We start from the raw sequence: 24,655 nt of genomic DNA, 5'->3' as shown, positions 1-24,655 counted from the left end.
AGAGCGAAGTCAGCAGCGATGTAATTGCATCCGGGGAGAGTCTCATACAACCTCCCCTTCGCTCTACGAGTTCAGGTAGCCGTCGGCTTGCGATTTAGCCTCTTAACCGAATACGAATGCAGGCCATCCCTACTTCACGTAAGCGGTCCATTTTTGATTTCGAAAACGTCAGTCTACACCCCCCATTGTACGTCCAATTCCCGGGATATGGCCGATTTGTACATCGGCGTTTGTGGCATCGCAACTGACTGAGCCACCGAGTATCTGGACGATTTAGGGGGTATCAATCCGTTCGTCAGTGGAACTACCATCACTCTCCTGAACGAGCGTGCTGCGAACCTTCATTTAATTCATCATACACCACATCCATGTCACTACAGTCATTGGTGACTTTCATATTCCTCGGTGCAAGAGTGTACCAGTTCGTGGAGCCACGACTCGGTGGTCTCAGAATCGCTGGTCTCATCGGTGACGGGCTGGACGCGGACGACGTGACGCCTGAAGAGTGATTCTTCGGAAGGTCGTCGGGGTCGGTTTGATTCGCTGTATATGACGACGTACGAGCGAAAGAAGGCGTGGATAGACCGGTTTTCATACTGACGCTGGAGGAGTTCTGAAAGTCGAACGGAAGGTCGTGAGAGCAGCCTGGGCGGAAATCATCCAATGGACTCACCCGTTCCGACATAGGTCGAGCGATGGACGAACAGGCGTTCCATACCGACGAGGACAATCAAAGCGACGAGGGCAGTCGCCAGGAGGGGAGCGAGCGGTTGCTGGTACGTTTCGAGCTGGCCCGCGTCCGCGAGCGACGAGACGATGCCGAACAGCGCCATGAAGTTGTGGAAGACGAGCGCACCGTAGAACGAACGACCGACAAAGAAAAACAGGCCTGTACCCACGCCCACTATCGTGAGGAGGCCGACCATTTCGACGGTGTTGAAGGGAGGACTGTGAGCAAAGTGGTAGACACCGAAAAGGATGCTCGAAATCACCAGGGCACTCCCGCGTGCGATGTATCGATTCAGTCCGCGATGGCCCAACAGCGCAGCAACACTTCCTCCGACGACGACCCAGCACACGACGACTTCAGCGATAGAAACCGGGAGCACCTGCGCGAAGACGTTCGTAACCACGACGGGGTCGGTCGTTGGAGGCTGTTGGACGACGTAGAGTGTGTAACCGAGAATGCCCGCGACGAGAACCGCTATCAGGGTACGGGGAACCGAGCGAAATCCAAGCGCAGACCGAGAGGTGAAATCGGATGCGACGAATTCCCTGACGACTAGGAGGGCGAGAACGGTGCCGACGAGGACGTTCGCGACACCCGTGTACACTAGACGGTCGGTCACGGCATTGGGTCGGAGAAACGTTCGAATGCGACCCTCCAACAGCCACGTCATCGCCGTCCACACGACGTACGTGCCCATGGCCACCAGGGTCTTCCCGAGCGGTGAAAGTCTCCGTACGAAGGGCAGTTGCAGTGCGTTTCTGGCGGATTGGGCGATCGATGCCATACCCGACGTACGTTGTGGCATACTGTAGCATTCCAGGGTGATTCTCAGCCGCCGAGAATTCACCGCAAGAAGTGTGGCCGGAGTTTCGCACGCCAACCGCTTCGGGAAGCGAATCCGTCGGGGGAGTCAGACGCTCGATTCCAGTTCGTGGGCGGTTGCGGTGGTTCGCGTCGTCAGCACGGCAACGACCGCAATCGTCAACACGCAGACAGCGGCGATGGCGAACAGTGAGCGGTAGCCCACGACGGCGGCCGCGGTGACGAACACGATTGGACCGGTCGCACGACCGAGGAACGTCGTGCTGTTGCGCAAGCCCAGCAGTCCGGCGCGGTAGTCCCGAGTCACCCGCTCGCTCACCGCCGCGTCGACGGCGGGCATGCTGAATCCGAGCCCGAATCCGAACACCACCACTGCGAGCGCCACGAATGCGGGTGACGGAGCGACGTAGACGCCGGCCAGCGAAATCGCGTAGCAGACGAACCCGAGGGCGATCAGTTGGTCGTTCGTGAACGTCCGGGCGAGCCGTCCGTTCGCGCTCGCGGCGACGACCGACCCGGCCTCTGCCAGCATCAGAATCACCCCGATGTACAGCGGGGTCAATCCGTACACTGCGGTCAGCAGGAACGGCAGGGCCGCCACGAGGGTCCCGAACAGGAGGAACTCCGTGAGAAACGCAGTTCCGAGCAGCGCGCCCATCCCGAGCGTGAGCGTCGCCGACGCACCGCGGAGATAGTTGCGGGTCCCTCCATCTGTAGCGTTGGCTCTCCCGTCCTGGCGGTCGTGAGGACTCGTCGGCTCGTCGAGAGCCAGCAGTGCGAGCAGCGCCACCGGGAACCCGAGCGCGTACGCGAGAAACGGAACGTTCCACGCGATTGCGGCGAGCGCCCCACCGACGACGGGAAACACCGCCGCTCCGACCGAGAGGACGGCGACATTCAGTCCGAGGACGGCGTTACGCTGGACGCCCTCGAACGTATCGCCGATGATGGTGACCGTCGTCACGAACAGCGCCGCCGCGGCGGTGCCCTGTACCGCCCGAAGCGCGAGCAACACCGGGTAGTTCGGGGCGAAGAAACCAGCCAGTCCGAGTACGCTGAACACGACCAGCGCCGGAACAAGCACCCGCTTGCGCCCGATTCGGTCGGCGAGCAAGCCCAGGAAGGGCGAGACGACGATACCGACGAGGAAGTACGCGCTCACGAGCAGGCTCGCCTGCGCATCGGTCACTCCGAACGCGTCCCTGACGACCGGGAGCGTGGGGGCAATCAGCGGAACGCCGAGCGGTGCGAGCAGTGTACTCGCAAGCACGACTTGCACGGTCCGGTTACGCCAGAGGGCGGCACCACGGGTCGAGATTCGGTTCACGGAGATTCACCTCCGGACGTCGGACTGTCGCCGGAGGACAGTCGGTAGAACCGCCAGAAGAAGTTCTGAATGGGCAAGATCTCGACCGCCTCGAACCCCGCTTCGGTCGCGTACTCCCGGAGCGTGTCGGCCCGCATCACCGTTCCGGTCGCCGCGGATGGCTGGTCCGCCATCCCCACGGGCAGGCAGTGCAGGACGCTGAACCCGTAGAGGAGACGCTCGATTTCACTCGGTTCGGCGAGGGAGTCGCCAGCCCGTTCGTCGACGACGAAGACGGTCCCGTCGTCACCGGCCAGCCGTCGCATCGTTCGGAGGGCCCCCACGGGGTCGGACATGTCGTGGACGCACTCGAAAGCGGTCACGAGGTCGTACTCACCGACGTCTTCGACGGCGAGGTCGGCCGCGTCGCCGTGGTGAATGGTCACGCGATCTTCGAGGCCGGCCGCGTCGCCGTGGTGAATGGTCACGCGATCTTCGAGGCCGGCCGCTTCGACGTGGTCGCGCGCGGCCGCGACCGACGCAGCGTCGAGGTCGAAGCCGTCGACGGTGATGGTCGGATACGCCCGGGCCATCCCGATGGTGGAGTAGCCGTGGCCGCAGCCGACGTCAGCGACGCGCGCGCCGACGCGTCTGAGGCTGGCGTCCACGTCGGGAATCGCTGGAAGCCACTCCTGACCGAGCAGGTGGAGGAACGAGGGGCGGTTCGTCCGCGCCACTCCTTCGTGGGTATCGTGCCCGTAGTCAGCGTACGGGACGCCGCCGCCGGTCTGGAAGGCCTCTGCTACCTGCCCGATGGGTGCAGCCGAACCGGCGACGAGCTGGGCCAGCGGCGCGAGGAAGTTCAGGCTCTCCTCATCGGTGAGCACCTCGACGTGTGGCTCTGGGAGCGAGTACAGTCGCCGTTCGGACGATGCTGACGGGTCGTCGACCACGAGGATGCCCGTGACCGTCTGCTGTTCACACCACTCCCGAACGTAGCGTTCATGGGTGTCCGTCGTTGCCGCGAGTTCGTCGGTCGTCTGCGGGCCACCTTCGGCGAGCGCCCGGTAGAGCCCGAACGTGTCGCCGAGATAGATGCTGTATACGTCCATCGTTCCGGCAATGGCGTCGAGAAGGCGCTCGATGAACACGTCCTGTTCCGTCTGGGTAGCGTCGGTTGCCATGAGAGGAAGAAGGTTCTGTACCTCGATATAGTCATCTAGAGACATTGATACATGTGCCCGAGAGGAGTCTCATCCGGTGAGACGGGAACATCACCGAGAGACCGCTCTGTCCCCACGTGAACGACCGCTCGTCGCTCGAAACAACTGCCGTGGGTCGGGATTCGTCTCGTTTATTGCTATTAATATTTGCAGGTAATTATACGCAGAGTACGGTCCTACTGACCGTCCATGAGAACGAAGGAAGGATTGGCACGCCGTACGCTACGGGACCTGCCGCGGTCGGAACTCGGGACACGGACCGGAACCACGGCGCTGTTCGTCCTGATAGTCCTCGTCATGGGCGGTGGGTACGTCGCGATTCGCGTCGGGGTCGCGTCAGTTCCGCCGCTGTTCCTCGCGGCGCTCCGGTTTTACCTCACAGCCGTCGTCCTCCTGTCGGTTGCAGTGGCGACGGGACGACCGCGACGGCCGCAGACGCGGGTCGACTGGACTGCGGTCACAGTCCTCGGCGTGCTGGTATTCGCGGGCGCGATCGGGTTCCTGTTCGTCGGTCAACAGTACACGACCGCGTCCACGGCGGCTGTCGTGATGTGCCTCGGGCCCGTCTTGACGGCCCTCATCGCCCGCGTACTGCTCCCGAACGAGCGGCTCACCCACCGACAGATGACGGGAATCGCCTTCGGACTCCTCGGTGCCGTCGTCGTCGTTCAGCCGGCCTCCACCGGTTTCGAGCTCGGAACCGGACCGGGGACCGCGATGGTGCTCTGTGCGGCCGCGTGCGGGAGTCTCGGTGGTGTCCTGCTCGGCCGTCTCCAGACGACGGCCCCGCTGACGGTCCAGGCCGCCTGGGGGGCGTTGCTCGGCGGATTCATCCTGCACGCGACGAGCGTGGCGCTCGGTGAACCGGTGGGGACCGTCGTCTGGACTCCAGCCCTCCTGGGAGTTCTCGTGTACCTCTCGGTGTTGGTCGGGGGAATCGGGTACGTCGCCGTTCTCGTTCTCATCCGGACGGTCGGGCCGACCCGAACCAGTTTCACGTCCTACGTGAGCCCCGTCGTGGCGATTCTCCTCGGCTGGGTGTTCCTCCACGAACCGCCGACCGTCGGCATCGCCGCAGGCTTCGTTTCGATAGCGGTCGGATTCGTCCTGTTGAACGGTGTCGGGAGTCACGGAATGCGATAGGACGCTCCCACCGCCGAGATAGGGTTAAGCCGCTGGGACGCGTCTTGTACACCTACTAGTCGTCGTGTCGACGATGAGCACTAGTCACCAGGAGGCAGCAATGTCGAACACCGTACTCGACGAGATTCTCGAGACGACGATGGAGCTTATCGGCAAGCAGCGCAGCGCAGACGTGCCACCCGAGCGGCTGAGCACCGACGAACTCCTCGACGTGATTCAACACCGCGAGCTACTGGAGGTGCTCGTCGAAGAGCCGTTGTATCGGGACGAGATTCAAGAGCGCCTCGGGGTGTCACGTGCGACGAGCCACCGGTTCACTCGCTGGCTGCAAGACAATGAACTCGCCGACCGGGTCGACAACCGGTTCCGGCTGACGGGGAAAGGGGTGTCGTACGCCGACGAGGTACTGCGCTTCGAGCGGAACCTGCGGACGGCCACCGCGATTGCGCCGCTCCTCGACGCCATCTGTGAGTACCACCAGGAGTTCGTCATCCCCCCGTTCGCCGACGCGACGGTGACCACGGCGACGCCCGAAGATCCCCACCGACCGGTCGCCAGATTCGTGGCGCTGCTACGGGAGAGTTCTACCTTCCGAGGGTTCAACACGACCCACATGGTTCCCCCGGCGCTCGCGGACGTCTACGACCACCTCTTCGACGGAATCGAGACCGAACTCATCTACCTTCAGGACGTCGTGGACAATCTGGTCGAGACATATCCGGAGCGCCTCCAGTCGGCCATCGACACCGGCCACCTGGAACTCCGAACCCGTGAGACGCTCCCTTACGGACTAGCGGTGTTCGACGACCGGGTCGGTATCGCCGGGTTCGACGAGGAGACGGGTGCGATGCGCGTGTTCGTCGACACAGATTCCGCCATCGCCTACGCCTGGGCCGACCGGGTCTTCGAAACCTACCGGAACAACTCCGACCTCATCGAACTCCCACGCACACCCGACTCCGTGAGCTGATTCGGTCGCCAGTGTGTGGAACCGATTCGATGGACGTCTCTCGATTTCGACCACCGAAGAGACTCCTACCGAGACCGGCCAGTGATTCGAACCTGCTGTACGTCCGAGGGCGAAGATTCTCCGAGAGGCGCGTTCTCGCTCGATCGTGAGAGGTCTCGCAGAGTGTTCCGTTATCGAACGGTCCGACGATGGGAGGGCAACACTATGGGGGTGTAAATGCGCGGACGCCACCACCGGTGACGAAGATGCCGACTCCCTCTGCGAACACCGACGAGACCGTCGCTTCGCTGAAATCGCATTTCGACGCTATCGTGGAAGGCTAAAGGGCAACGATGTCGTCTAACTCGTCGAATCGGCGTCTGTGAGGGTGTCGTCAGCCTCGTTCTCCTTGATGGCCGTCTCCACCGATGCTCGGAAGGACTCGTTCGCCGAGACGGCCGTCTGAATCGATCCCATCTCCGATTCGATATCGGATATCCTGTCGCCCATGGCTTCGTGGTGGTCTCGAGGCGTCGCCACGGTCGCATCCACCTCGTTCATCTGCTCGTTCAGGTGGTCGACCGTGTCGGCAGTCGTCTCGAATCCGTCGAGACAGTCCGTCATCGAAGCCAGACGAGTTTCGATCGACGAGAGGTCGGTCTGCACTCCGTGGATGGTCTCTCACGTCTCCTCAAGTTTGTTCAACATCTCGTTTGCGTCCCCGGTCTCGTCGAGGAACGATTCGAGGGCGGCCGTGTAGGCTTCGAGTTCGTTCACGGTCGTCTCGACGTGCCGGAGCCGTGCGACAACGCTCCCGTTCGGCGGTTCCTCGCTCGTAGCGTCGTCCTGACCGGAGTGCTCGTCGAGAACGGTCCGTTCGTGGTCCGTCAGCGACCCCTGTTCGAGCGCGGTTACGAGAGCACCGACCACGTCGTGTGATTCGCCGTCGACGGGCGAGCTCGACAGTACAGCCTCCGGACCGAGTGGCATTTCGGTGGCCGGCGTAGTCTCGCTGACTCCTGACTCGGAATCGACCTGCGTCTCCGTCGTCGACGACGTCAGTATCGTCTCGTCCGACCCATCTCCCGCGGACGGCGTTTCGAAGGGTCGGTCGTCTGTCGTCGGTCGGACCGTAGAATCGTCCGACGTCTCGACTGGCTCGTCAGCCAGAAGGGTGTCCAGGACTGTCTCGTCCAGAAAAGACTCCTCCGATGTGGTCGAATCGCTCGGTGGCTCGGTTGCCGTTGAACCGTCGGGGGCGTCCACCGGATCGTCACTCAAGACCGTGTCTTCGACGTCCTCCTCGTCGAACTCGACAGTGACCGCGGGATTGTCGACGAATCGCCGAAGTTCGGGTTTATCGATCTCGTTGATACCGTACAGCGTTTCGACGTCTCCCGTCATCGGAACGGAAGACTCGAAGACCACGGCTTCGTCGGAGACCGTCCAGTGGTCGGTATCTTCCGGACGAAAACCGATGCGGTCACTGTCGAACCCAGTGGGGAGGCGGTCGGTGACTCGCACTGTGACCGGGTCGTCGTGCGTCGAGTCGATGGCGATGGTGACGACACCGATAGCATCGTCGCTGATGCTGAGTGTCTTCTCGACCGTGACGCCGTTCGTGTGCGACTCGAACTGCTTGATCTGTGTGGTGTCGGTGGGGAGCATGATTCGATGTCGGTGGATGGCTGCGTGTCGAGCATGACAGTCGGTGGCTTTCACGGCAGTGCGTGAACCCGTCTCGATTGTGCCGTCCGCTCTCTACACGATATCTCTTCGCGTGACAACCGAGTATATTATTTATAATATATAATTTTCGTAAAGTATAATATCCGCCCGACGTGGCAACACGAAGTCCGGACCAGCCACCGAGAGGTGGTCATCTGAGGGCGAAACACAGAGCAAAGACTATTAGGAGACGACGACAAAACCAGATTGAACTTAGAACTTCCACGAAGTTCACTCGAACGAGACCAAATCTCACTCCCCATCACAGCAATGGAAGAGGACAGTAATCCACGCACCCCGCTGAGTCCCTCGGCAGAAGAGGCACTCGACTATCTCACACCCATCATCACCACGTCAGACGACAATCCGTCACGTGACGAAGCGATGGCACAACTGCGCCGACGTGACTTCGAACCGGAACTCGCAGCGACCACCATAGACGAACTTTTGAACAAGGGGTATCTGTACGAAGTTTCGGACGAACTCCGTCTCCCCTGACCGTGCACGCACTGTCGGTGACTGACACCAGAAAAGATGCTGCCGAATCGCCGAGAGACGTACGTCGAAAAGCCAGTCCCTGATGGCTGACGGTTCGACTGACGGAGGGTCAGTAACGGTTCGTCGGTCTGTAACCGGTAGAGACCGCCGCCTTTCGACTCCGTCGTTCGACCGAACTTCCCTCGACGCCAACGCAGGAACTGTCGTTTGGCCGACTAGATGCGCGACAGGTCGACACGAAAAACCGAGACGTTTCGGCGGGGCACCGTCCGAGAAATCAACTGCTCGTCCCCGTCTCGACGTGGACGTCCTCGAACGTCACCTCGACCGGGCCGGTGAATCGGTCGCCGTTCGTTTCGTCGTGTCGCGGAAACTCCGGCGGTTCGACCGAGACAGTAATCGTGTACACACCATCATTCGGAAGTGCGAAATTTCGACCGTAGTGATAGAGGCCCGGATGCCACACGAACGGGATTCGCTCCGGGCCGACGGTGTTCCCCTCGGAATCCTCCAGCGTCGCCCGGACGGATACGCCGGGGAGGAATCGACCGTCTTCGGAACTGGCGACCAGAACTTCGAGGTGGCAGTTCTCACTCTCTCCGGGGTCTTTCCACTCGAACCGACCGTCTTTCATCCGATACATCCCCTCGGCTTCCTCCAAGGCGAAGCCCACGACGTAGTCCGCGACTTCGGTTTTCGCTCCCGTCTCGGCCACCTCCGTTATCATGTACTCGGCCGCCTGTCGGTACGCGTCACCCGCCTGGCGTGCGAGTTCGAGTTGACTCTCGTCGACCTCGTCACTGGGTCGTAGCTCGTTATTTCGACTCACGTTTCTCCCCCGGAGCACTCGTCGGGGCTGACGTGCATAAAACCCAGTGCGGTCTCGGGGTCGAGTGGGCGACGTCCCGGTGTGAGGACCGAGTGCGTTCAGGCCCTTCAGGGCGTTCACTACTTTTCGCCACAACGGGACGAACACGTTCGATAACGGTCGGTCAGGCCGTTAGGACTCGCCCACGACTCCGCCGTCACCCGGTTGTGAAGCAACGACCGCCGTCCGGTAGCACCGGAGAGAACTGGAAGTTTCGATACCGTTTGGGCTCGTCTCATCGACGACGGTCGCTTCAACTCACGGAGAGCTATTTCCCAAGTTTAAGAAATTCCTATACGGACCTGTGGCGAACTCCGTTCGATGACGACGTATACGCTCTTAGCGGACGTGAACGAGCAGCAATTTCAGAATCCGCAGGAACTGGGCGTTATCTGGGGGGAAATCAGCGACGACATCGAAGCCTTCGGTGGAACGTTACTCGACAGTTACATCCTCGTCGGCAACTACGATTTCCAGATTACGTTCGAGGCCGACGACGAGGACGCCGTCGCTCAGATCGCCATGGCGATTCAACGGCACGGGTTGGACACGCGAGCGATGCGAGCGATTCCGGTCGAGCGGTTGGGGGACCTCGTCGAGGACTTCAAGTAACGTCTGTTCGAGTCGCACTCACCGACCGATTTTCGACGCTCGAAACCGACACGCCACCAAGCAGTACCAACCCGCGGCACGCCGGTCAGCGAGCGGCGACTCGGGAGACAGAGACCAGAAGGGAGCGCGGCCCCGGAGAGCTGAAAGTATTCGATTACGTTCGTCGTGTAACGCGTCCGTTTTCTGCGCGACCATTCACAGAGCCTGAAGATTGATAGGGGTTCACCAGAGTCTTTGTCCAGACAGATACGATGTCGCAGAACGATGTTCTCGAAGCACTCAAGGCGTTGCTCGTCCTCTTCATCACGCTCTTGGTGGTCTTCACAGGGACGCTGCTCGTGCTTTCTACTCACGTGGAGATGAGCGATCTTTCACCGGAAGCACAGAACACCGAACAGGCACTCGCCGTCCACGTCTCTCTCGAGTCACTCTCGTATTTCGATTCTGTGACGCGACCGCCAGAACGACGGGCAGAGCGGAATCACTCGTCGTGAAACCCGCGTCCGTCTCCAACGCTGCTGGTCCGTCTGTAGGCCGGACGTTATCAGCACATCGGACGGCCGTTCGAGCAAAAAAACGGCGGGTCACGACACGCCGGCGTCCGTCAGCCGGAACCAGGGGTCTTCTCCGGCCCGAAGGCGACGTTCACTCGGAATGAGGGGGGAGAAATCGTTCGTCGGCCATGGGACTTATATACTGTTCTTTCGCACCTCCGCAGATGGTGTTCCCTGGTCGCCGCCGATACCTCAAAAGCGGGGTGGCTATCCTCCTGGGACTCGTGGTGCTCCTCGCAGCATTCAGCAACCCGGTCAACCTCCCGTTCACCGATGGACAGACGCGGGCAGAGCCCCAGCCTATCACACACTGTACTGAGATTTCACAGTCGGGGACGTACAAACTAACCCAGGACATTCAGGGTGGAAAACTGGCGGACAGTTGCATTCGGATCAACGAAAGTCACGTCACGCTTCAGGGGCGTGGACACACGCTTCGTGGCACCGGTGCGACGGACTCCACCGCGATTTTAGTCTCGCACCCGCAAGGAGTGACCGACGTCACTGTCCGTTCGGTCAAAACGACGAGGTGGAATCGAGGTGTCCACGTCGCAAACGGCTCCGATATCACGATGCAACACGTCGATGCGTGGGAGAACGCGGAGGGAATCACGGTATCGAATAGCACCAGCGTAACCGTTGCGGACGTGCGACTGACGCGCAACCTGTTCGGTCTCGTCGTCGATAAATCGAGCCATCACGTCACGCTCTCGTCGGCGCACTTCGAACGCAACGTCGCCGGCAACGTTAGCTGGGGTGGCGACCAGCCGAGGACGAACGGTACCACACCCAACCAACGCTTCGGTGGAGAACGATCCGTAAAGGCGACGCTCTCGTAACGAGGACGGACGATATCGACGAACCCGTAGGTCGGGTCTCGTCGAAACCGACGGCAGAGAAGAGTCGGCAGTGAGAGAGACGAGACGTGACAGCCGAGACGACGACCGAGGAGTTTCTCACTCGCGCGCGGAAATCTGTACTTCGACGCCGTTCGGTCGGTACGCGTTCGCCGCATATCCACCTTCGTTCCACGGATAAACGTCTTCGGGGACGTCTCCCCAGTCGTCGAGGACTGCGATGCGGGCGGGCTGGGTCCGTCCGTTCTCGTCGGTCGCTCGTGAGAGGAGTGTGACCGTCCCGTCGGGAATGGGGTCGACGTCCCAACTGTACGCGAACAAACGCCACGCTCCATCGTAATCCGGCCCGTACAGGTCGGCGTCGTGCCACGAGTCACCGTCGTCCGCCGACACCTCGACCCGCGTGACGCGGTCGTCACCGGCCCACGCCACTCCCTGAATCTCGATTCGTCCGTCCTCGTCGGGCGTTACGGGGGATTCGCCGTCCGGTGTGCCGATGAGCGACATGACGTTCTCGTCGAACGTGTACGGATAGTCGACGTCGCCGACGAGTTGGTCCCACGTGTCGACCGTCGACAGGGTCTCCTCGATGTCCGGCTCGACGTCCGTCGGATGGATACGGTAGGCCGTGTGCTGCCAGTAGGTGTAGGTTCGCTCGTCGTCTTCGTCGGCGAACGTCGCGTCCGTGACCATCGTATCCGTGATGCGGAGTTGTTCGACCCACTTGACGCTGTTCGTCCCGTACCAGCCGGGAACGACGAGTCTGACCGGGAAGCCGTGTTCGGCTGGCAGTGGCTGGCCGTTCATCTCGTAGGCGAGGACGCAGTCCTCTATCGCCTTCGCCAGCGGGATGGATTTCACGTACACGTCGTCGTCGGCAGGCGGGTCGCCACCGACGACGGTGAGCCAGCGGTCCGAGTCGTCGGTCACGTCGAGACCGCAGTCGTCGAGAACCGCCCGAACCGGTGTCCCGGTCCAGACCGCCGTCGCAACGGCGTCCCACTCCCACTGGACGCTCCCGGTTTCCGGGTCGTGTTGACCGCGGTTGTTTCCAGCACACTCCATCGTGTGTGCGACGGCGACCGTTGGGTACGACTCCCGCAAAGCGTGCATCGAGATGGTCACGTCGTCGTCGACGCCCGTCACCTGAATCTGCCACGTATCCGCGTCGGCGTCCGGGATGTCGTTGCGGTGACAGACGAAGTGGTCTTCGACCGGCGTCAGCCAGTCGGCGAACGTCCGTCGGTTCGCCGCCCCGACCACGGTGTACCGGTCGTCCTCGTCACGGACTGCTCGCGTTCCAGGCTTGTGTTTGAGGATGGTCTCTATCTCCACGGCCCGTGTCTCGCTTCGGTCACTCCCCCTCATACGTCCCGTTCACGACCACGGTCAGCAAAACCATTCCGGCGACGCCCGATTTCGAGAGTCTCGGTCGACGATTCGTCCTCCTCGGCCGCCCGTGTGGCAAAGACTAACACACCACGGCCAAGTACCACCTAGCGTTCACTGTGAGACATTGGGGGAGACGGGAACCGTCGAGATGAACGCACTGGAGGACACCATGGCAACGAGAGACGAAGAGATAATCAACCGAACGACGTCAGGTAGAGACACGAGGACGAGGATGGGCGGGGCCTGGCTCGCGATTGGTTCCGTTCTCTTAGTAGTGGGAATCGTTCTACATCCGCCGCCCTCCCCCGACCGGGGCGAGTTTATCGCGATAATCGCAGAGGAGCCAACCCGGTGGATGGCAGCACACTGGGCGACGGCAATCGCGCTCGCCGCGTTCACGATAGCGGGGCTAATCGTGCTGACGGCCGAATCGCGTCTCACCCGGAACTGGTGGACCGTATCGGCGTGGGCCGGGGTTATCGTGGGCGCACTGTGGGTCACGACGGCGGCCGTGGCCGAGGCCACCGTTATCACGGCCGCCGCCGTCGGCGGGGACGCGGCGACGTTCGAAGCGTGGGAGCCGTTCGTCGAAGCACACAGCGCAGCGTTCGTCGTCTTCGCACTGGCTATCGCCGGCAACGAGGCTCGAAGCGACCACGAGGCGACGCCGACGTGGGCGTCGTGGACCGGTGCCGGAGCGGGAATCGTCGCCATCGCGGGGTTCGTTTTCGGGTTAGGGCTCGGAGTCACTCCGGGGAGTCTCGTCTGGCTGGCATCGACGGTCATGATGAGCCTGTGGACGCTCTGGTTCGGTTGGGTCCTGATGCGCCCCGAGTCCCCGGGCCAGACCCAGACCGGGGGTGCTCCGGTCTAGCGCCGGTCACACATCGCTTTCTTCTACGTTCGTCCGTGTCGGATTTCGTCCAGTTCGAAGGGACTTTCAGCCGTCCCTTCATTCGCCGCCTCACGTCGAAGACCGCCGGGTCGTGCCTGTCGACCATGGCCACTCTCCAGCATCGAGTCTCACGGGCATCGAGCACCAGTTCTCACGGCGGCGGTCGGTTACCCGCCGTCCTCACAGCGGGAAGTCGAGTAGGACCGTCTGAACGGCACTGACGAAGACCCCTCCCCGTGCGAGGGCGTTCTGGTCAGAACGAGTCGGTGCGGTCGAGGTGAGGAGATGAGAGGGCTGGGTTCATCTCCGACGTCCACTTATGATGGATACGCTCTGTGTCTTCTCTCGGAGGCGCGATTGTGGACGACGGATCTGGTTACGCGTCAGCAGTTCCTTAACGTTGCTATGAGGTATCGTGTGTGAACTATTGGCAGTGGAATGGCACAGACGAACGAACACGGAACCGAACCCGAACGACCGTACCTCCGCCGTCGTCACGGCGACGGCGCTAACTTCGCGGAGCGGACGAGTGGCGTTCGACTCGGCCGATTCGAGTCGTCCGGTAGCGTTAAATCGTCGTGCATCCCGTTTCATGTGTGTCAGATTTCGTCACGCCGCCGGCCGTGGAACCCGGTGACCAGGTCGCGGTCGTTGCACCTGCGTCGAACGCGCCAGCGTCCGCTCGATTCGTCTACGAACTCGGCCTCGAACGAATGCGCGAGGTCTTCGACCTCGAACCCATCAAGTATCCGACTGCGACCGCCGACCCGGAGTGGCTCGCGGAGAACCCGAAAGCCCGCGCCACCGACATTTTGGACGCCTTCCGCGACCCCGGCATCTCGGCCGTCATCGCAAATATCGGAGGCCACGACCAAATTACCGTCCTCCCGTATCTCGACGGCGAAGTCCTCCGCGAGCATCCGACGCGATTCTACGGGTGGTCGGACAACACGAACGTGGCACTCTTTCTCTGGAATCAGGGCATCGTCTCGTACTACGGTGGGTCGACGCTGACCGAGTACGCGATGGACGGCGAGATGTTCGAGTACACCAGAGAGTATCTCGGCCGTGCGCTCTTCGAAGATACCCTCGGAGCGTGGCGCGAGGCGGACGTGTTCACCGACGAAGCCGGAGACTGGGACGACCCCGAATCAGTCGAGACGAAGCGCGAAACAGAAGCGACCAGCGGTCGCACGTGGGTCGGTGGGGAGGACACCGTCTCGGGGCGAATCTGGGGCGGCTGTTACGAAGTCCTCGTCGAACACTTCCTCGCCGACCGCTACCTTCCCGCCGCCGATTCCCTGGACGGAACCATTCTCGCGTTGGAGACGAGCGAGTTGATACCGAATCCAGACGTCGTCACCGCGAACCTCCGAGCGCTCGGGGAACGTGGTCTCCTCGAACGCTTCGACGGCGTACTCGTCGGGCGGGCAGCCGCACGTTCGCACATCGAAGATAATCCGCCCGAGTGGCGAGCGGATTATCGAAAGCGCCAACGGACCGCCATCGCGAACGTCTTCGAGACGTACAACGCAGACGCCCCCGTCGTCTTCGATTGCGAGTTCGGCCACACGTACCCGACGTGTCCGATTCCCATCGGTGGGGAGGTCGAGATAGCGCCGTCGACCGAATCGATTCGATTCCGCTGACAGCACTGGACCGCCCGCGGAAATCTCGTTTTCCACGCAGTCGAGCGGGAGCGGACGAAGGAAAAGTTATCAGCGAATCATCATTCGCGGGTCGGCGTGTTGGGGCGTGCCATCGTCCAACCGGGTCGTTCGGCACGGGCAGGTGAGCGTACCGAAATCGTACGGGAGTTCCCAACGCCAGTTCCGTTTTCTGGCTTCCGCAGTGGGCTCGAACGCCCACGACGGTCTGGCCCGGGTCGACCGGGTTTAGATGCGGATGGTCGCGCTCGTGCGCTCTGCATCCGAAGGGACGAAGATGTCGGTGTCGAGAACCTTCGTGGAGCCTGGACTGACGGGACCGGACGTGTAGCTATGGCTGGAGATGGCGGAGTCGTCTTCGTCGTACAACGTGACGACGACGTCAACCTCGGCTGTTTCTCCCTCGTTGGTGACGCTGAGTTCGACGCCTGCGAGCTGGTCGTCGATAGTCTCGACGTCGGCCTCGTTGCCGTCCTCGTCGTAAAACGCAACGTGGTCCAGGGTGAGGAGACTGTCCTTGTCGCTGATGTACCTGAAGAGCCGTCGAGAGATGTCTTCGTAGATTCTGTCGCCCTCGGAATCCTCTTCGAAGAGAGCGCCAATCGGGTTGAGGTCGGCACGCAGGTCGCTGGCGATGGTGGTCCGGTTGCTCGTGTTGGTCTTCAGACGGAGGTAGTCGCTGATGAACGGCTCGAACTCTTCCGGAAGGTCACCGTCGTACATGTCGGCGTAGGCTCGAAGTTCGGCGTCGAAATTGAGTAGTGGCGGAAGAGGCGCGGACGCCTTCCCTACGGGGACCCACGGTTTGGCGTCCGACTGGCGGTCGTCGGACTCGTCGGTAGCGGTCGTGGTGTCCCGCTCGAAGTAACCGAGGCTATCGAGAAGCGACGCGAAGATGGCGCTGAGGACGGTGACGAACAACACCCCAGCCGTGAGCAGATGGGAAATCGGGGCTGGAAGTGTGAACTGGAACAGTGCGATGAACACGCAAGTCACCATCCCGACGACGAGGAGGAACGAACCGAGATTGGGATTCTCCCCCGTGAGGAACTCGATACTATCGAGGAACGTCGATTCTGTCTCCGTGTTGGCGGTGGATTCTGGTTGGCTCATGATGTATGTCAATTTTATTACTGGTAAATTACCCAGCAACGTCGGCTTTTTGCATGTCGGCGGCCCGCTGGAGTACTTGAACGAGGTGCGAGACCCAGAGGCCGGCGGTGAATCCAAAGAGGGTACCGACGGTCGTGATGCGGATTGGTTCTTCGAGCGGTGCGAACGCGGCCACGATACACAGTGCCCCAAAGATGAGCATGAGGCCGTACTGGACGCGCGTGGCTCTGTTCGCTCGTCGTATCTCCTCGAGCATAATCGAGATAGCTAGGCCTCTCAGAGGCTTAACTCTCGTCCCAACACAGGTTGGCAGAGACGAACCACCGAGAAATTAGTTGATTTCTATACTTCGGCGAAGCCGTTCGTACGGACTCACTTCGGCGGTGGACGGTAGTTCCCCTGTCCCGTCTCGAGGTCGCCCTCGGTGACGACCCACCCGTCCTGCGGTCCGACGACCTCGACGGACTGGCGGTCGACGTACTCGTTGAAGTTCCAGCCGAACACCCACCAGCTGTTGGACCCCCGCAGTTCGACGGAGACGTGCACGGCGGTGTCGGAAGCACCGTCGTACGAGACGAAGACACGACCGTCGTAGGTGTAGCAGGTCTCTTTTTCGTCAGGAGGTGAGAAACACGCCGTCTCCGTTCGGTTCTGGTGTGGTCGAAGCAGGGATTCGTTCTCGATCGGCGACCTGGTGTCGACAGTACGGTCGCTCTCCACACGGGCATTGATATCGACGTCGTCGTGGGAAGCGCGGAGGTGACTGCTGTTCTCGGGGTCGTACTCCGCAGCCGAGATGGTCTCCCAGCGGACGAGGCGGTCATCCTCGTTGACACTGTAGTGGTAGGTCGGCTCGGTCGGAACCTCGTCGGCTCGTATCCGGAGCATCGCCCCGTACCTCGTCTCGACGACGTCGTAGGCCCACCCGTCGGGGGTGAACGGGTGGCTCACAGCATCGGCGTCCACGAGCACTTCGCCGTCGTGGCTCGGAAGCGGAACCATGACCGTGACGTTCGTGATTTGCGACGACGGCGTGATACGGACGTCGTAGTGGTACTCGCTCCCGTAGCTATCGCGGTAGAGGTGCTGAGAGTAGAGGAACAGTCCACCGGCTATCGCCGCGACGACCACGATGAAGACGGCGAGCCCGACCGCGAGGAGACGTCGAATGCTCACGCCAGACCACCCCGAGAGTCGCCGACAAGGGAGCAAAACGGCTCGGACGGCATGAAATTAGCGGCGACGCGATGCAACTCAATCCAGTTAGTACCAACTCCATCCATATTCATTTATTCGAAGTAACGTATAATGAGCTGAGAGCATGCTTCCCGAACGGCGAGAATCAGACGGGTCTTTTCTGCAATTCGTCCAGCGAGTGTGCAACGGGTGGGCAGTTCCGGTGCGAAGAGAGAACACTCGACGACCATAGAACGCCTCGTTCGACGAGGCGGCACACACGGCGTTCTCCTGTATCCGGTCGGGGTACACTACTCCGGGTCCTCTTTCGACTGATAGTACTCCCACGCTTCGTCGGGAATCTTCAACACGGTTCCGCAGTGGGGACACGTCGTCATCTGGGTATCGGGCGCGTCGAATCGTTCACGACACTCCACACACCGCCACTGGACAAACTCGTCCTCGGTCATACTGTAAGGAACTAGTTTCTCACCGGACGTATGGATGACGTGTCGTATGGTACCATCTGTGATGACCGCCCCGGTAGCTTCGCAGCCCTTCGTCGAGTCGTCGAAACGCACCCTCTCTAACTTCGTCGCCACCTGTGAGCCACCAACGGCTTTCAGTGTTCACTTATGCGACCGTCGATTCCGTTCTCGTATGGGGAGTGGAATCTACGTCCAAATCGAGGTGACGGGTGTAAACTCCTGTCCCGTCGTCTCGATGAGTGAGAACGTCGAAGTCGAATCGGTCGTCACCGACCGACAACCTACCGCGGAGGGGAGCCGAGTCGTCGGTGAGGTCACGGTGAACGGTCCAGTCGACGCGTCCAGCGTTCCCGACCGTGCAGACAGCGTCTTCTCCGACGCCCCACGCTCCGTGTACCGGTTCTCGAACGACCGTGGCGGCTGTCCGTGTGATCGCGTGCCCGACCACGGGTGTCCAGTTCGTGATGTGCATGCAGAAACGGGGACGCTCGTCGTCTCGTTCATCGTCCCGGACATAGAAACGTTGCAAACGATCGTCGCCGACCTCCAATCACACTACGATACCGTCCGCGTCCGTCGATTGACACAGTCTTCGACGGACAATCAACAGAAACTCCTGTTCGTGGACCGGAGCGCATTCACCGACCGGCAGTATGAGGTGTTACAGACTGCCCACGACATGGGGTACTTCGCACACCCGAAAGATGCGAATTCGACGACCGTCGCGGCGGAACTCGGCATCGCCGTTGCGACGTTCAGTGAACATCTCGCCGCCACGCAGTCGAAACTACTGGACCAGATATTCTTCGAATGACCGGATTACGGACAGAGTAATGTTAACTCTTCACAGAGCTGGTTAAAAGCCCGAGCATGTTAGCAACAGGGCGTATTCCATCTCGTCGACGATATCGAATCGAGTTCGATGTCTCAAACAGTCTATCGTGAAATCGGAGGTCGAGAAGCCGTCGAAGCAGTCGTCGACGACTTCTACGACCGCGTGCTATCGGACGACCAACTCGTAGCGTTCTTCGAAGGGATGGACATGGAAGAACTCCGGGCGCATCAGGTGCAGTTCATCAGTTCGGTCGCTGGTGGGCCGGTCGAATACTCGGGCGCTGATATGCGCGAAGCACACGCCCATCTCGATATCGGCGAGGAAGACTTCGACGCCGTCGCGACGCACCTCGAACGAGCCTTGCGGAGCAACGGGGTCGACGACACCAACGTCGAAGCCATCCTGGCGGAGGTGGGCGCTCTAAAGGCACCTGTGCTCGGCCGGTAGCGGTGACGAAACGATAACCGCGCGGCCGCAACCCCGAGACGGTCGCCGGATTCGCTCGGTGACCTCCGAGCCGAGGAACCGTTAAGTTCGTTCACGGCGTCTCTCACCCAATGTGACGACGGACGGGAAGACCGTCGAGAACGCGATCGCAATCGAGAACCTGACGAAGTACTACGGCGACGTTCGGGGGGTAGAGGACCTGACGTTCGCGGTCGAGACGGGGGAGATATTCGGGTTCCTCGGGCCGAACGGCGCGGGGAAGTCGACGGCTATCCGGGTACTGCTCGGACTGTTGAAACCGACGAGGGGGACGGCGAGGATACTTGGAAGCGACGTGACCGACCGTGATGCCGCCATCGCGGCGCGGGAGAACGTCGGGTACGTCCCCGGCGACGCGGACTTCTACGGCGACGCGACCGGCGAACGACTGCTCGATTACTTCGGGTCGCTGTCGGGTGACGAGCGCCGCGAGGAACTGCTCGACCGGTTCCCCATCCCCCGTGAGCGGAAGGTAAAGGCGTACTCGCGGGGGAACAAACAGAAGCTCGCGCTGGTTCAGGCGTTCATGCACGACCCCGAGTTGGTCGTGATGGACGAGCCCACTGCCGGGCTCGACCCCCTCGCACAGAACGCGGTGTACGAGTTCCTCGAAGCCGAACAGCGGCGAGGTGTCACGGTCTTCTTCTCGACGCACATCCTGAGCGAGGTGCGGCGGCTCTGTGACAGGGTGTGTATCATCCGCGACGGACGGCTCGTCGCACTGGAGCACATCGACACCTTACTCGAGAAGAGCGGGAAGGTCGTCCACCTCGACCTGGCGGAGTCGCCGCCACCCGAGGACCTCCGCTTCGAGGGCGTCGCGAGTGTGGGCAGCGACGCGGACGGCTCCTATCGCCTCGTCGTGACCGGTGACGGGTTCGAGGGACTGGTGGACGTCCTCGAACGATACACGATTGAAGACGTGGAGATTCGGGAGACGTCGCTAGAAGACGTCTTCATCGAGTTCTACGACGAGGGCGGCGAACGCGAGAGAAAAGAAGTCGAACTGGCCCGGAAAACGGACGTCGTGCCGGAGGGAGGTCGAGAGTGAGATGTTCGAGATAACGCGATTCGAGGTCGGCAAGCGTGTCCGTGGGACGCTGGTGCTGACGGGGGCACTCGTGGTGCTCATCGCCCTCCACGTCGCGCTGTTCCCCTCGATACAGAACGCCGGTATCGACCTCGACGTCTACATCGAGAGCCTACCCGAGGAGACCCGACGCGCCTTCGTCGGCAACGTCACGACCATCACTACCATCGACGGCTTTCTGGCCTCGCAGTTCTACCAGCTAGCGTGGCTGCTCGTGCTCGGCGTCTACTACGCGTACGCTGCGGCGTCGAGCGTCGCGAGTGAGGTGGAAAACGGCACCCTGGAACTGGTGCTCGCTCACCCCGTCAGCCGGTCGCAGCTCGTCGTCGGGAAGTTCTTCGCACTCGTCCCCAGCATGGTCGTTGTCAACGCGATTAGTTACCTCGCCGTCTACGTCGGCGTCCGCTACATCGACGAATCACTCGACCTCCTGGACCTGTTCGCACTCCACGCCTACTCCATCGGCTACCTCCTCGCCTGCGCGGCGGTCGGGATGGTCGCGTCGGTCGTCTTCAACTCGGCGCGCCGCGCTCAGACGGTCGCATTCGGGGGCATCTTCGGTATGTTTCTCGTCGACTCGCTTACCTTCGACACCGACTACGAGTGGGTCGGCGACTTCGCTTTCACCCGGTACTACGACGTCGGCGAGATACTGACGGAGGGGACCGTCGCGTGGAACGACCTCGCCTTGCTCGTCGTCGTGGCCGCACTCCTGCTCGTCGCCAGCGCAGAGTTGTTCGAACGCAAGGATGTCTGACTACGTCCCGCGCCACCACCACCAACCGGCGACCACGAACAGTGCGGCGACGACGGCGACCGTCGCGAGAACCGGAAATCCCGGTCCTCGTTCCCGTTCGACCTGCACGGCAACCTGATACGGGCCGGCGACGCGACGCTCCCCGTTGGGCGTCTCGTACGTAATCGTCACCGTCGCCGGATGTCGTCCCGGGATGGCCTCGTCCTCCACCGTCAGCTCGAACGCGGCAGTGCTGGACTCGTTCGGGGAGAGCACGCCGACGTACGAACTCGAGTCGTCGCTGGTCAGCGGCTCGTCGACCTGCAGTCGCGCCGTTACGTTCGACAGCGTCTGCTCGGCGTCGTTCGCGACCTGAACGCGTAGCACGCCACTCTCGTCGTTGGCGAACGACGCTGTAATCGGGTCGACGTCGAACGATTCGCGCTCGTTCCCGACCCGTATCGTCGCCTGAAGCGGGTCGCTCGCCGTCCGCGTTCCATCTCCGTCACGGTAGACGACACGGAACGTGAGCTCACGCGGCCCCGCGTTCGTGGCGTTTAACGTGTCCAGGTCGAACCTGAACGCTCGGTCCTCGTCAGGTGGAATCGTCCCGAGCGGGTACCGCCGCTCCTCCGGTCGGAGGGTGGCAGTTCTCGTCTCGAGGACAAGCGTTGCCTCTTGTACCGCTTGAGGCCCGGTGTTGCGAATCGTGCCGGTGACTCGTCCCTTGTCGCCGACGCGGAGGGTACTCCGCACGTTCTGGAGCGCGAACGTCTGCTCAGCGGCCGGAACGACCCCGAACGTCTCCAGTTTCGTCCGGTTCCGTGTCCCGTTCGCCCTGTAGGATACCGTGATGGAGAAGGGGTAACTCGTGACGACAGTGTCGTTGCTCGCCGTCGCTTCGAACGTGAACGTAACGTCCTCGTTCGAGGCCCATTCGCCGACGTACTGGGTGGCCTTCCGCGTCCGCCCCAGTCGGATAGTACTGCTCAGCGACCGGATAGAGACGATTGCATCGCTGACGTCCGGGCCCGTGTTCTCGATAGTGACCGAAATCGTACCCGTGTCCGCCACCTGGACGGTCGAGGAAATCGAGGTGACCTCGAATCGCTCGAGAAGGATGCGCTCGGACGGCTGGACACCGAAGACGAACGGAGTCGTGCGCACGCGGGATCCGTTCGCTGCAGTGTAGGTGATGACCGCTCGGAAGGGGTAGCTGCGTGTCTCCGCGAACTCCTCGGCGAGAAGGTCGAACGTCACCGTCCGCCGTTCGCCGCTCGCCCACGGACCGACGCTCCGGGTGGCATTCTGGGACGGGCCGAACCGGACGCTCTCGTTGGGCGACGCGACGAAGACGCTCGCGTTGGTGACGTCGTCCCCGTTGTTGACGAACGTCAGTGCGAGGGTGCCAGTTCCGTCGATCGGCACGTTCGTCGTGGTCGAGACCAGTCGGAACTGTCCGCCCGCCCCCGCTTCGGTCGGCGTCGCCGTCTCCTGGGCGACAACGGTGGGCGGGCCGGGGGCAGTCGCGATGGACGCCCCCGAAGACACAAGCACGACCGTGAGAAGTGCTGCGAGCCAACGGTCGGTCATCGCCGACGTTCGTCCTGGCAACCCTTGCACGTCCACGTGACGAGCGTCGTCGTCCACGAGCGTCGCTGAACCGCCGCTCGTCCCCCACTGCCCGATTCGACTGCATCGTGTACCGGGAGTCGCCCTCCCGCCTCCATAGGTGGCATCTGTACCTCCCCCGTCACGTGACACGACGACGAAGCCTATAGGTCTGACTCTCGATTATTCGGTCGGCGACAGTTGCAACGTTGCTCCCGACGTGAAAACGACTGAAAGGACTCGGCGAACGAGTGGCCCCCACAACGTCTTCTTGCGTTCGAGAGAACGTATCTGGACATGGATACCCGAACGGCGTTTGCGTGGATACTGGTGGTAGTGTTAGCGATGATCACCTGGCTCCTGGTAGAACCGTTTCTCTCGTGGTTGCTCGCGACGGGACTACTCGCATTCGTTTTCTTTCCCCTCCACCGACGGCTCGAAGATCGTATCGGCTCACGTGTGTCCGCAGGATTGCTCTCTCTGTTCGTCGTGGTGGTCGTCCTCGTTCCCCTGTCGCTGGGGGCGACTGCGTTGCTGGCGAGAGGGACCGTTCTTCTCGAACGCCTCTCCGGGGCCGGAGGTCTCCAGCAACTCGAACGCTTTCTCAGACGATATACGGGAATCTCCGTCCCCGTGCAATCGTACGTTCGACAGGGAACCGAACGATTGGGGACGTACGTTAGCGGTCGTGCATCGACCATCCTCAGTGCCAGTCTCCACGCTTTCATCGGTTTCTTGCTGCTGGTGTTCGTCTTCTACTACCTCCTCAAGGACGGTCGACAGTTCGTCGGGTGGGTGAAAGAGGCGACGCCGCTCGCACCGGACGTGCAGGACGAGTTGTTCGCGTCGGTGAGCGACATGACCTGGGCCGTCCTCAAGGGTCACGTCCTCGTCGCAATCGTCCAGGGAATCGTCGCGGGTGTCAGCCTGTTCCTGACCGGCGTACCAGAGGCCCTGTTTCTCACCGTCCTGATGATGGGCCTCGCAATCGTCCCCGTCATCGGTGTCGCACCGGTTCTCGGTGGTGCAGTGATCTATCTCTTCGTGAACGGGCAGGTGCTGTCCGCGGCGTTCGTCGTCGTCTGGGGTTTCACGTCCGTTGCAGTCACGGACGATTATCTGCGAGCAGTGATTATCGACCGCGGATCAGAGATGCATTCGGCTGTCATCTTCGTCGGCGTCGTCGGCGGAACGTACCTCCTCGGTGCAGTGGGATTGTTCGTCGGACCCATTCTCATCGGCCTCTTCAAAACGACCGTCGAAGTGGTAGGCGGGTACTACGGGGTCGTTCGGCGTCCGTGACCGCTGACCGTCTTCGGTACGGCACCGCAGCACTCGGCCATGGTGAAGTGTGCTAGCACTACACAAAGAGTTATAATCGAGTCCCGCGTACGGGTAGTCACGCCCACACGATTCCGATGCCCACCCGACCGCTATCATCCTCGTCGTTCACACTTACCCTGCCGTCAGATGAACACTGGACGCTCCACCACGTGCTCCTTCACCGAATCGAGCGGGAACTGACTGTAGACGACGGGACGGAGGTCGACCCACCGCCGCTCGAAATCTACCGTTCGTTCGAAACCCTCGACGCCGGCGACACTCGGTTCACCATCGCACAGTTGGAGGCGATACAGGACGTTCTCGCGGAGTATCACCACTCGACGACGTGGTGGGAAATCGAGCGTTCACGACTCGAGCGGCTCCTCCATCGCATCGCGAGGGTTCTCGAAGTGAACCGGCCGCCACGGACGAACGGTGGATGAACGTTTCGAGGGGTCGTTCCGACTTTCACGGGAGGGCTCCGTTCGATGGATTCCCACCGCCGACGAGGCAGACGAGCAGGTGTGACTCCGGAATTCGCTCTCGTTCTCAC

28 protein-coding genes are annotated in these 24,655 nt (G+C 61.6%); 15 read left to right on the top strand and 13 right to left on the bottom strand.

Annotation, left to right across the window (positions count from 1 at the left end; translation table 11 throughout):
- Window positions 1-386: 386 nt before the first annotated feature.
- Window positions 387-509, top strand: a complete 123-nt coding sequence (locus ACR3FF_RS11630) for a hypothetical protein (protein ID WP_458188190.1) — start codon at window positions 387-389, stop codon at window positions 507-509.
- Window positions 510-656: 147 nt separating this feature from the next.
- On the opposite strand, the gene ACR3FF_RS11625 is transcribed toward ACR3FF_RS11630, so the two are convergent.
- The 3 genes from ACR3FF_RS11625 to ACR3FF_RS11615 all read right to left on the bottom strand — a co-directional run bounded on the left by ACR3FF_RS11625 (window position 657) and on the right by ACR3FF_RS11615 (window position 4,042).
- On the bottom strand, window positions 657-1,427 hold the full coding sequence (locus ACR3FF_RS11625) for a hypothetical protein (protein WP_458188189.1): 771 nt from the start codon (window positions 1,425-1,427) through the stop codon (window positions 657-659).
- Window positions 1,428-1,640: 213 nt separating this feature from the next.
- Window positions 1,641-2,879, bottom strand: coding sequence for an MFS transporter (locus tag ACR3FF_RS11620; RefSeq protein WP_458188188.1), 1,239 nt, complete (start codon window positions 2,877-2,879; stop codon window positions 1,641-1,643).
- Window positions 2,876-4,042, bottom strand: a complete 1,167-nt coding sequence (locus ACR3FF_RS11615) for a class I SAM-dependent methyltransferase (RefSeq protein WP_458188187.1) — start codon at window positions 4,040-4,042, stop codon at window positions 2,876-2,878. Before ACR3FF_RS11615 ends, ACR3FF_RS11620 begins: the two co-directional genes overlap by 4 nt.
- Window positions 4,043-4,270: 228 nt before the next feature.
- Here ACR3FF_RS11615 and ACR3FF_RS11610 point away from each other — a divergent pair, with 228 nt between their 5' ends.
- The gene (locus ACR3FF_RS11610; protein WP_458188186.1) at window positions 4,271-5,224 is read left to right on the top strand and encodes a DMT family transporter; all 954 of its coding nucleotides are present in this window, start codon (window positions 4,271-4,273) and stop codon (window positions 5,222-5,224) included.
- 73 nt (window positions 5,225-5,297) lie between these two features.
- Window positions 5,298-6,194 (top strand): helix-turn-helix transcriptional regulator, encoded by an 897-nt coding sequence (locus ACR3FF_RS11605; protein WP_458188185.1) that lies wholly within the window; start codon window positions 5,298-5,300, stop codon window positions 6,192-6,194.
- Between the two features lie 339 nt (window positions 6,195-6,533).
- On the opposite strand, the gene ACR3FF_RS11600 is transcribed toward ACR3FF_RS11605, so the two are convergent.
- Window positions 6,534-6,797 (bottom strand): hypothetical protein, encoded by a 264-nt coding sequence (locus tag ACR3FF_RS11600; protein ID WP_458188183.1) that lies wholly within the window; start codon window positions 6,795-6,797, stop codon window positions 6,534-6,536.
- Window positions 6,798-6,854: 57 nt separating this feature from the next.
- Window positions 6,855-7,841 carry a hypothetical protein gene (locus tag ACR3FF_RS11595; protein ID WP_458188182.1) on the bottom strand — a complete coding sequence of 329 codons (987 nt, stop codon included), beginning with the start codon at window positions 7,839-7,841 and terminating at the stop codon, window positions 6,855-6,857.
- 330 nt (window positions 7,842-8,171) lie between these two features.
- Here ACR3FF_RS11595 and ACR3FF_RS11590 point away from each other — a divergent pair, with 330 nt between their 5' ends.
- The gene (locus ACR3FF_RS11590) at window positions 8,172-8,399 is read left to right on the top strand and encodes a hypothetical protein (RefSeq protein ID WP_458188181.1); all 228 of its coding nucleotides are present in this window, start codon (window positions 8,172-8,174) and stop codon (window positions 8,397-8,399) included.
- A gap of 277 nt (window positions 8,400-8,676) precedes the next feature.
- Here the strand turns inward: ACR3FF_RS11590 and ACR3FF_RS11585 are convergent, their stop codons facing one another.
- Window positions 8,677-9,228, bottom strand: coding sequence for an iron transporter (locus ACR3FF_RS11585; RefSeq protein WP_458188180.1), 552 nt, complete (start codon window positions 9,226-9,228; stop codon window positions 8,677-8,679).
- A gap of 360 nt (window positions 9,229-9,588) precedes the next feature.
- Here ACR3FF_RS11585 and ACR3FF_RS11580 point away from each other — a divergent pair, with 360 nt between their 5' ends.
- From ACR3FF_RS11580 to ACR3FF_RS11570, 3 genes are all read left to right on the top strand, one after another.
- Window positions 9,589-9,879 (top strand): GYD domain-containing protein, encoded by a 291-nt coding sequence (locus ACR3FF_RS11580; RefSeq protein WP_458188179.1) that lies wholly within the window; start codon window positions 9,589-9,591, stop codon window positions 9,877-9,879.
- 251 nt (window positions 9,880-10,130) lie between these two features.
- A complete protein-coding gene (locus ACR3FF_RS11575; RefSeq protein WP_458188178.1) occupies window positions 10,131-10,373 on the top strand; it encodes a hypothetical protein in 243 nt (80 codons plus the stop codon).
- A gap of 224 nt (window positions 10,374-10,597) precedes the next feature.
- Window positions 10,598-11,272 (top strand): right-handed parallel beta-helix repeat-containing protein, encoded by a 675-nt coding sequence (locus ACR3FF_RS11570; protein WP_458188176.1) that lies wholly within the window; start codon window positions 10,598-10,600, stop codon window positions 11,270-11,272.
- Between the two features lie 117 nt (window positions 11,273-11,389).
- Here the strand turns inward: ACR3FF_RS11570 and ACR3FF_RS11565 are convergent, their stop codons facing one another.
- Entirely contained in the window at window positions 11,390-12,658 is a 1,269-nt protein-coding gene (locus ACR3FF_RS11565) for a molybdopterin-dependent oxidoreductase (RefSeq protein WP_458188175.1), read from the bottom strand.
- A 193-nt stretch (window positions 12,659-12,851) separates the two neighbouring features.
- Here ACR3FF_RS11565 and ACR3FF_RS11560 point away from each other — a divergent pair, with 193 nt between their 5' ends.
- Together ACR3FF_RS11560 and ACR3FF_RS11555 are read left to right on the top strand one after the other, a co-directional pair.
- The gene (locus tag ACR3FF_RS11560) at window positions 12,852-13,556 is read left to right on the top strand and encodes a hypothetical protein (RefSeq protein ID WP_458188174.1); all 705 of its coding nucleotides are present in this window, start codon (window positions 12,852-12,854) and stop codon (window positions 13,554-13,556) included.
- 617 nt (window positions 13,557-14,173) lie between these two features.
- Window positions 14,174-15,226: a S66 family peptidase gene (locus tag ACR3FF_RS11555; protein WP_458188172.1), complete on the top strand. Its 1,053-nt coding sequence runs from the start codon at window positions 14,174-14,176 to the stop codon at window positions 15,224-15,226.
- 246 nt (window positions 15,227-15,472) lie between these two features.
- On the opposite strand, the gene ACR3FF_RS11550 is transcribed toward ACR3FF_RS11555, so the two are convergent.
- The 4 genes from ACR3FF_RS11550 to ACR3FF_RS11535 form a co-directional block, all read right to left on the bottom strand.
- Window positions 15,473-16,357, bottom strand: a complete 885-nt coding sequence (locus ACR3FF_RS11550) for a hypothetical protein (RefSeq protein ID WP_458188171.1) — start codon at window positions 16,355-16,357, stop codon at window positions 15,473-15,475.
- Between the two features lie 28 nt (window positions 16,358-16,385).
- Window positions 16,386-16,613: a hypothetical protein gene (locus ACR3FF_RS11545; RefSeq protein ID WP_458188170.1), complete on the bottom strand. Its 228-nt coding sequence runs from the start codon at window positions 16,611-16,613 to the stop codon at window positions 16,386-16,388.
- 116 nt (window positions 16,614-16,729) lie between these two features.
- Window positions 16,730-17,533: a hypothetical protein gene (locus ACR3FF_RS11540; RefSeq protein WP_458188169.1), complete on the bottom strand. Its 804-nt coding sequence runs from the start codon at window positions 17,531-17,533 to the stop codon at window positions 16,730-16,732.
- Window positions 17,534-17,844: 311 nt separating this feature from the next.
- Window positions 17,845-18,003 (bottom strand): hypothetical protein, encoded by a 159-nt coding sequence (locus tag ACR3FF_RS11535; RefSeq protein WP_458188168.1) that lies wholly within the window; start codon window positions 18,001-18,003, stop codon window positions 17,845-17,847.
- Between the two features lie 190 nt (window positions 18,004-18,193).
- Between ACR3FF_RS11535 and ACR3FF_RS11530 the strand changes: the two genes are divergently transcribed.
- The 4 genes from ACR3FF_RS11530 (at window position 18,194) to ACR3FF_RS11515 (ending at window position 21,189) form a co-directional block, all read left to right on the top strand.
- On the top strand, window positions 18,194-18,835 hold the full coding sequence (locus ACR3FF_RS11530) for a helix-turn-helix domain-containing protein (protein WP_458188167.1): 642 nt from the start codon (window positions 18,194-18,196) through the stop codon (window positions 18,833-18,835).
- A gap of 108 nt (window positions 18,836-18,943) precedes the next feature.
- On the top strand, window positions 18,944-19,303 hold the full coding sequence (locus ACR3FF_RS11525; protein ID WP_458188166.1) for a group I truncated hemoglobin: 360 nt from the start codon (window positions 18,944-18,946) through the stop codon (window positions 19,301-19,303).
- A gap of 112 nt (window positions 19,304-19,415) precedes the next feature.
- Window positions 19,416-20,393 carry an ABC transporter ATP-binding protein gene (locus ACR3FF_RS11520; RefSeq protein WP_458188165.1) on the top strand — a complete coding sequence of 326 codons (978 nt, stop codon included), beginning with the start codon at window positions 19,416-19,418 and terminating at the stop codon, window positions 20,391-20,393.
- A gap of 1 nt (window position 20,394) precedes the next feature.
- Window positions 20,395-21,189 carry an ABC transporter permease gene (locus ACR3FF_RS11515; RefSeq protein WP_458188164.1) on the top strand — a complete coding sequence of 265 codons (795 nt, stop codon included), beginning with the start codon at window positions 20,395-20,397 and terminating at the stop codon, window positions 21,187-21,189.
- On the opposite strand, the gene ACR3FF_RS11510 is transcribed toward ACR3FF_RS11515, so the two are convergent.
- Both ACR3FF_RS11510 and ACR3FF_RS11505 read right to left on the bottom strand, forming a co-directional pair.
- Window positions 21,190-22,761, bottom strand: coding sequence for a COG1361 S-layer family protein (locus tag ACR3FF_RS11510; protein WP_458188163.1), 1,572 nt, complete (start codon window positions 22,759-22,761; stop codon window positions 21,190-21,192). It lies immediately after the preceding gene.
- On the bottom strand, window positions 22,758-22,907 hold the full coding sequence (locus ACR3FF_RS11505; protein WP_458188162.1) for a hypothetical protein: 150 nt from the start codon (window positions 22,905-22,907) through the stop codon (window positions 22,758-22,760). The genes ACR3FF_RS11510 and ACR3FF_RS11505 overlap by 4 nt, the downstream gene beginning before the upstream one ends.
- A 169-nt stretch (window positions 22,908-23,076) precedes the next feature.
- On the opposite strand from ACR3FF_RS11505, the gene ACR3FF_RS11500 reads away from it, so the two are divergent.
- Window positions 23,077-24,081, top strand: a complete 1,005-nt coding sequence (locus tag ACR3FF_RS11500; RefSeq protein ID WP_458188161.1) for an AI-2E family transporter — start codon at window positions 23,077-23,079, stop codon at window positions 24,079-24,081.
- 116 nt (window positions 24,082-24,197) lie between these two features.
- Complete coding sequence (locus tag ACR3FF_RS11495; RefSeq protein ID WP_458188160.1) at window positions 24,198-24,545, top strand: DUF7853 family protein; 348 nt, start codon at window positions 24,198-24,200, stop codon at window positions 24,543-24,545.
- Window positions 24,546-24,655 lie beyond the last annotated feature (110 nt).

The sequence above is a fragment of the Haladaptatus ordinarius genome (assembly GCF_054177595.1).
The sequence above is the reverse complement of the archived record's forward strand: the minus strand, read 5'-3'. Positions and strand labels throughout refer to the sequence as shown.

What these genes read in the sequence shown, in the direction of transcription:
- ACR3FF_RS11545 (WP_458188170.1), bottom strand. Translation starts at nt 16,613, where the DNA reads ATGCTCGAGGAGATACGACGAGCGAACAGAGCCACGCGCGTCCAGTAC.
- ACR3FF_RS11595 (WP_458188182.1), bottom strand. Translation starts at nt 7,841, where the DNA reads ATGCTCCCCACCGACACCACACAGATCAAGCAGTTCGAGTCGCACACG.
- ACR3FF_RS11600 (WP_458188183.1), bottom strand. Translation starts at nt 6,797, where the DNA reads ATGACGGACTGTCTCGACGGATTCGAGACGACTGCCGACACGGTCGAC.
- ACR3FF_RS11560 (WP_458188174.1), top strand. Translation starts at nt 12,852, where the DNA reads ATGGCAACGAGAGACGAAGAGATAATCAACCGAACGACGTCAGGTAGA.
- ACR3FF_RS11535 (WP_458188168.1), bottom strand. Translation starts at nt 18,003, where the DNA reads ATGACCGAGGACGAGTTTGTCCAGTGGCGGTGTGTGGAGTGTCGTGAA.
- ACR3FF_RS11580 (WP_458188179.1), top strand. Translation starts at nt 9,589, where the DNA reads ATGACGACGTATACGCTCTTAGCGGACGTGAACGAGCAGCAATTTCAG.
- ACR3FF_RS11590 (WP_458188181.1), top strand. Translation starts at nt 8,172, where the DNA reads ATGGAAGAGGACAGTAATCCACGCACCCCGCTGAGTCCCTCGGCAGAA.
- ACR3FF_RS11530 (WP_458188167.1), top strand. Translation starts at nt 18,194, where the DNA reads ATGGGGAGTGGAATCTACGTCCAAATCGAGGTGACGGGTGTAAACTCC.
- ACR3FF_RS11500 (WP_458188161.1), top strand. Translation starts at nt 23,077, where the DNA reads ATGGATACCCGAACGGCGTTTGCGTGGATACTGGTGGTAGTGTTAGCG.
- ACR3FF_RS11495 (WP_458188160.1), top strand. Translation starts at nt 24,198, where the DNA reads ATGCCCACCCGACCGCTATCATCCTCGTCGTTCACACTTACCCTGCCG.
- ACR3FF_RS11525 (WP_458188166.1), top strand. Translation starts at nt 18,944, where the DNA reads ATGTCTCAAACAGTCTATCGTGAAATCGGAGGTCGAGAAGCCGTCGAA.
- ACR3FF_RS11570 (WP_458188176.1), top strand. Translation starts at nt 10,598, where the DNA reads ATGGTGTTCCCTGGTCGCCGCCGATACCTCAAAAGCGGGGTGGCTATC.
- ACR3FF_RS11515 (WP_458188164.1), top strand. Translation starts at nt 20,395, where the DNA reads ATGTTCGAGATAACGCGATTCGAGGTCGGCAAGCGTGTCCGTGGGACG.
- ACR3FF_RS11625 (WP_458188189.1), bottom strand. Translation starts at nt 1,427, where the DNA reads ATGGGCACGTACGTCGTGTGGACGGCGATGACGTGGCTGTTGGAGGGT.
- ACR3FF_RS11575 (WP_458188178.1), top strand. Translation starts at nt 10,131, where the DNA reads ATGTCGCAGAACGATGTTCTCGAAGCACTCAAGGCGTTGCTCGTCCTC.
- ACR3FF_RS11510 (WP_458188163.1), bottom strand. Translation starts at nt 22,761, where the DNA reads ATGACCGACCGTTGGCTCGCAGCACTTCTCACGGTCGTGCTTGTGTCT.
- ACR3FF_RS11610 (WP_458188186.1), top strand. Translation starts at nt 4,271, where the DNA reads ATGAGAACGAAGGAAGGATTGGCACGCCGTACGCTACGGGACCTGCCG.
- ACR3FF_RS11605 (WP_458188185.1), top strand. Translation starts at nt 5,298, where the DNA reads ATGAGCACTAGTCACCAGGAGGCAGCAATGTCGAACACCGTACTCGAC.
- ACR3FF_RS11615 (WP_458188187.1), bottom strand. Translation starts at nt 4,042, where the DNA reads ATGGCAACCGACGCTACCCAGACGGAACAGGACGTGTTCATCGAGCGC.
- ACR3FF_RS11505 (WP_458188162.1), bottom strand. Translation starts at nt 22,907, where the DNA reads ATGCCACCTATGGAGGCGGGAGGGCGACTCCCGGTACACGATGCAGTC.
- ACR3FF_RS11550 (WP_458188171.1), bottom strand. Translation starts at nt 16,357, where the DNA reads ATGAGCCAACCAGAATCCACCGCCAACACGGAGACAGAATCGACGTTC.
- ACR3FF_RS11565 (WP_458188175.1), bottom strand. Translation starts at nt 12,658, where the DNA reads ATGAGGGGGAGTGACCGAAGCGAGACACGGGCCGTGGAGATAGAGACC.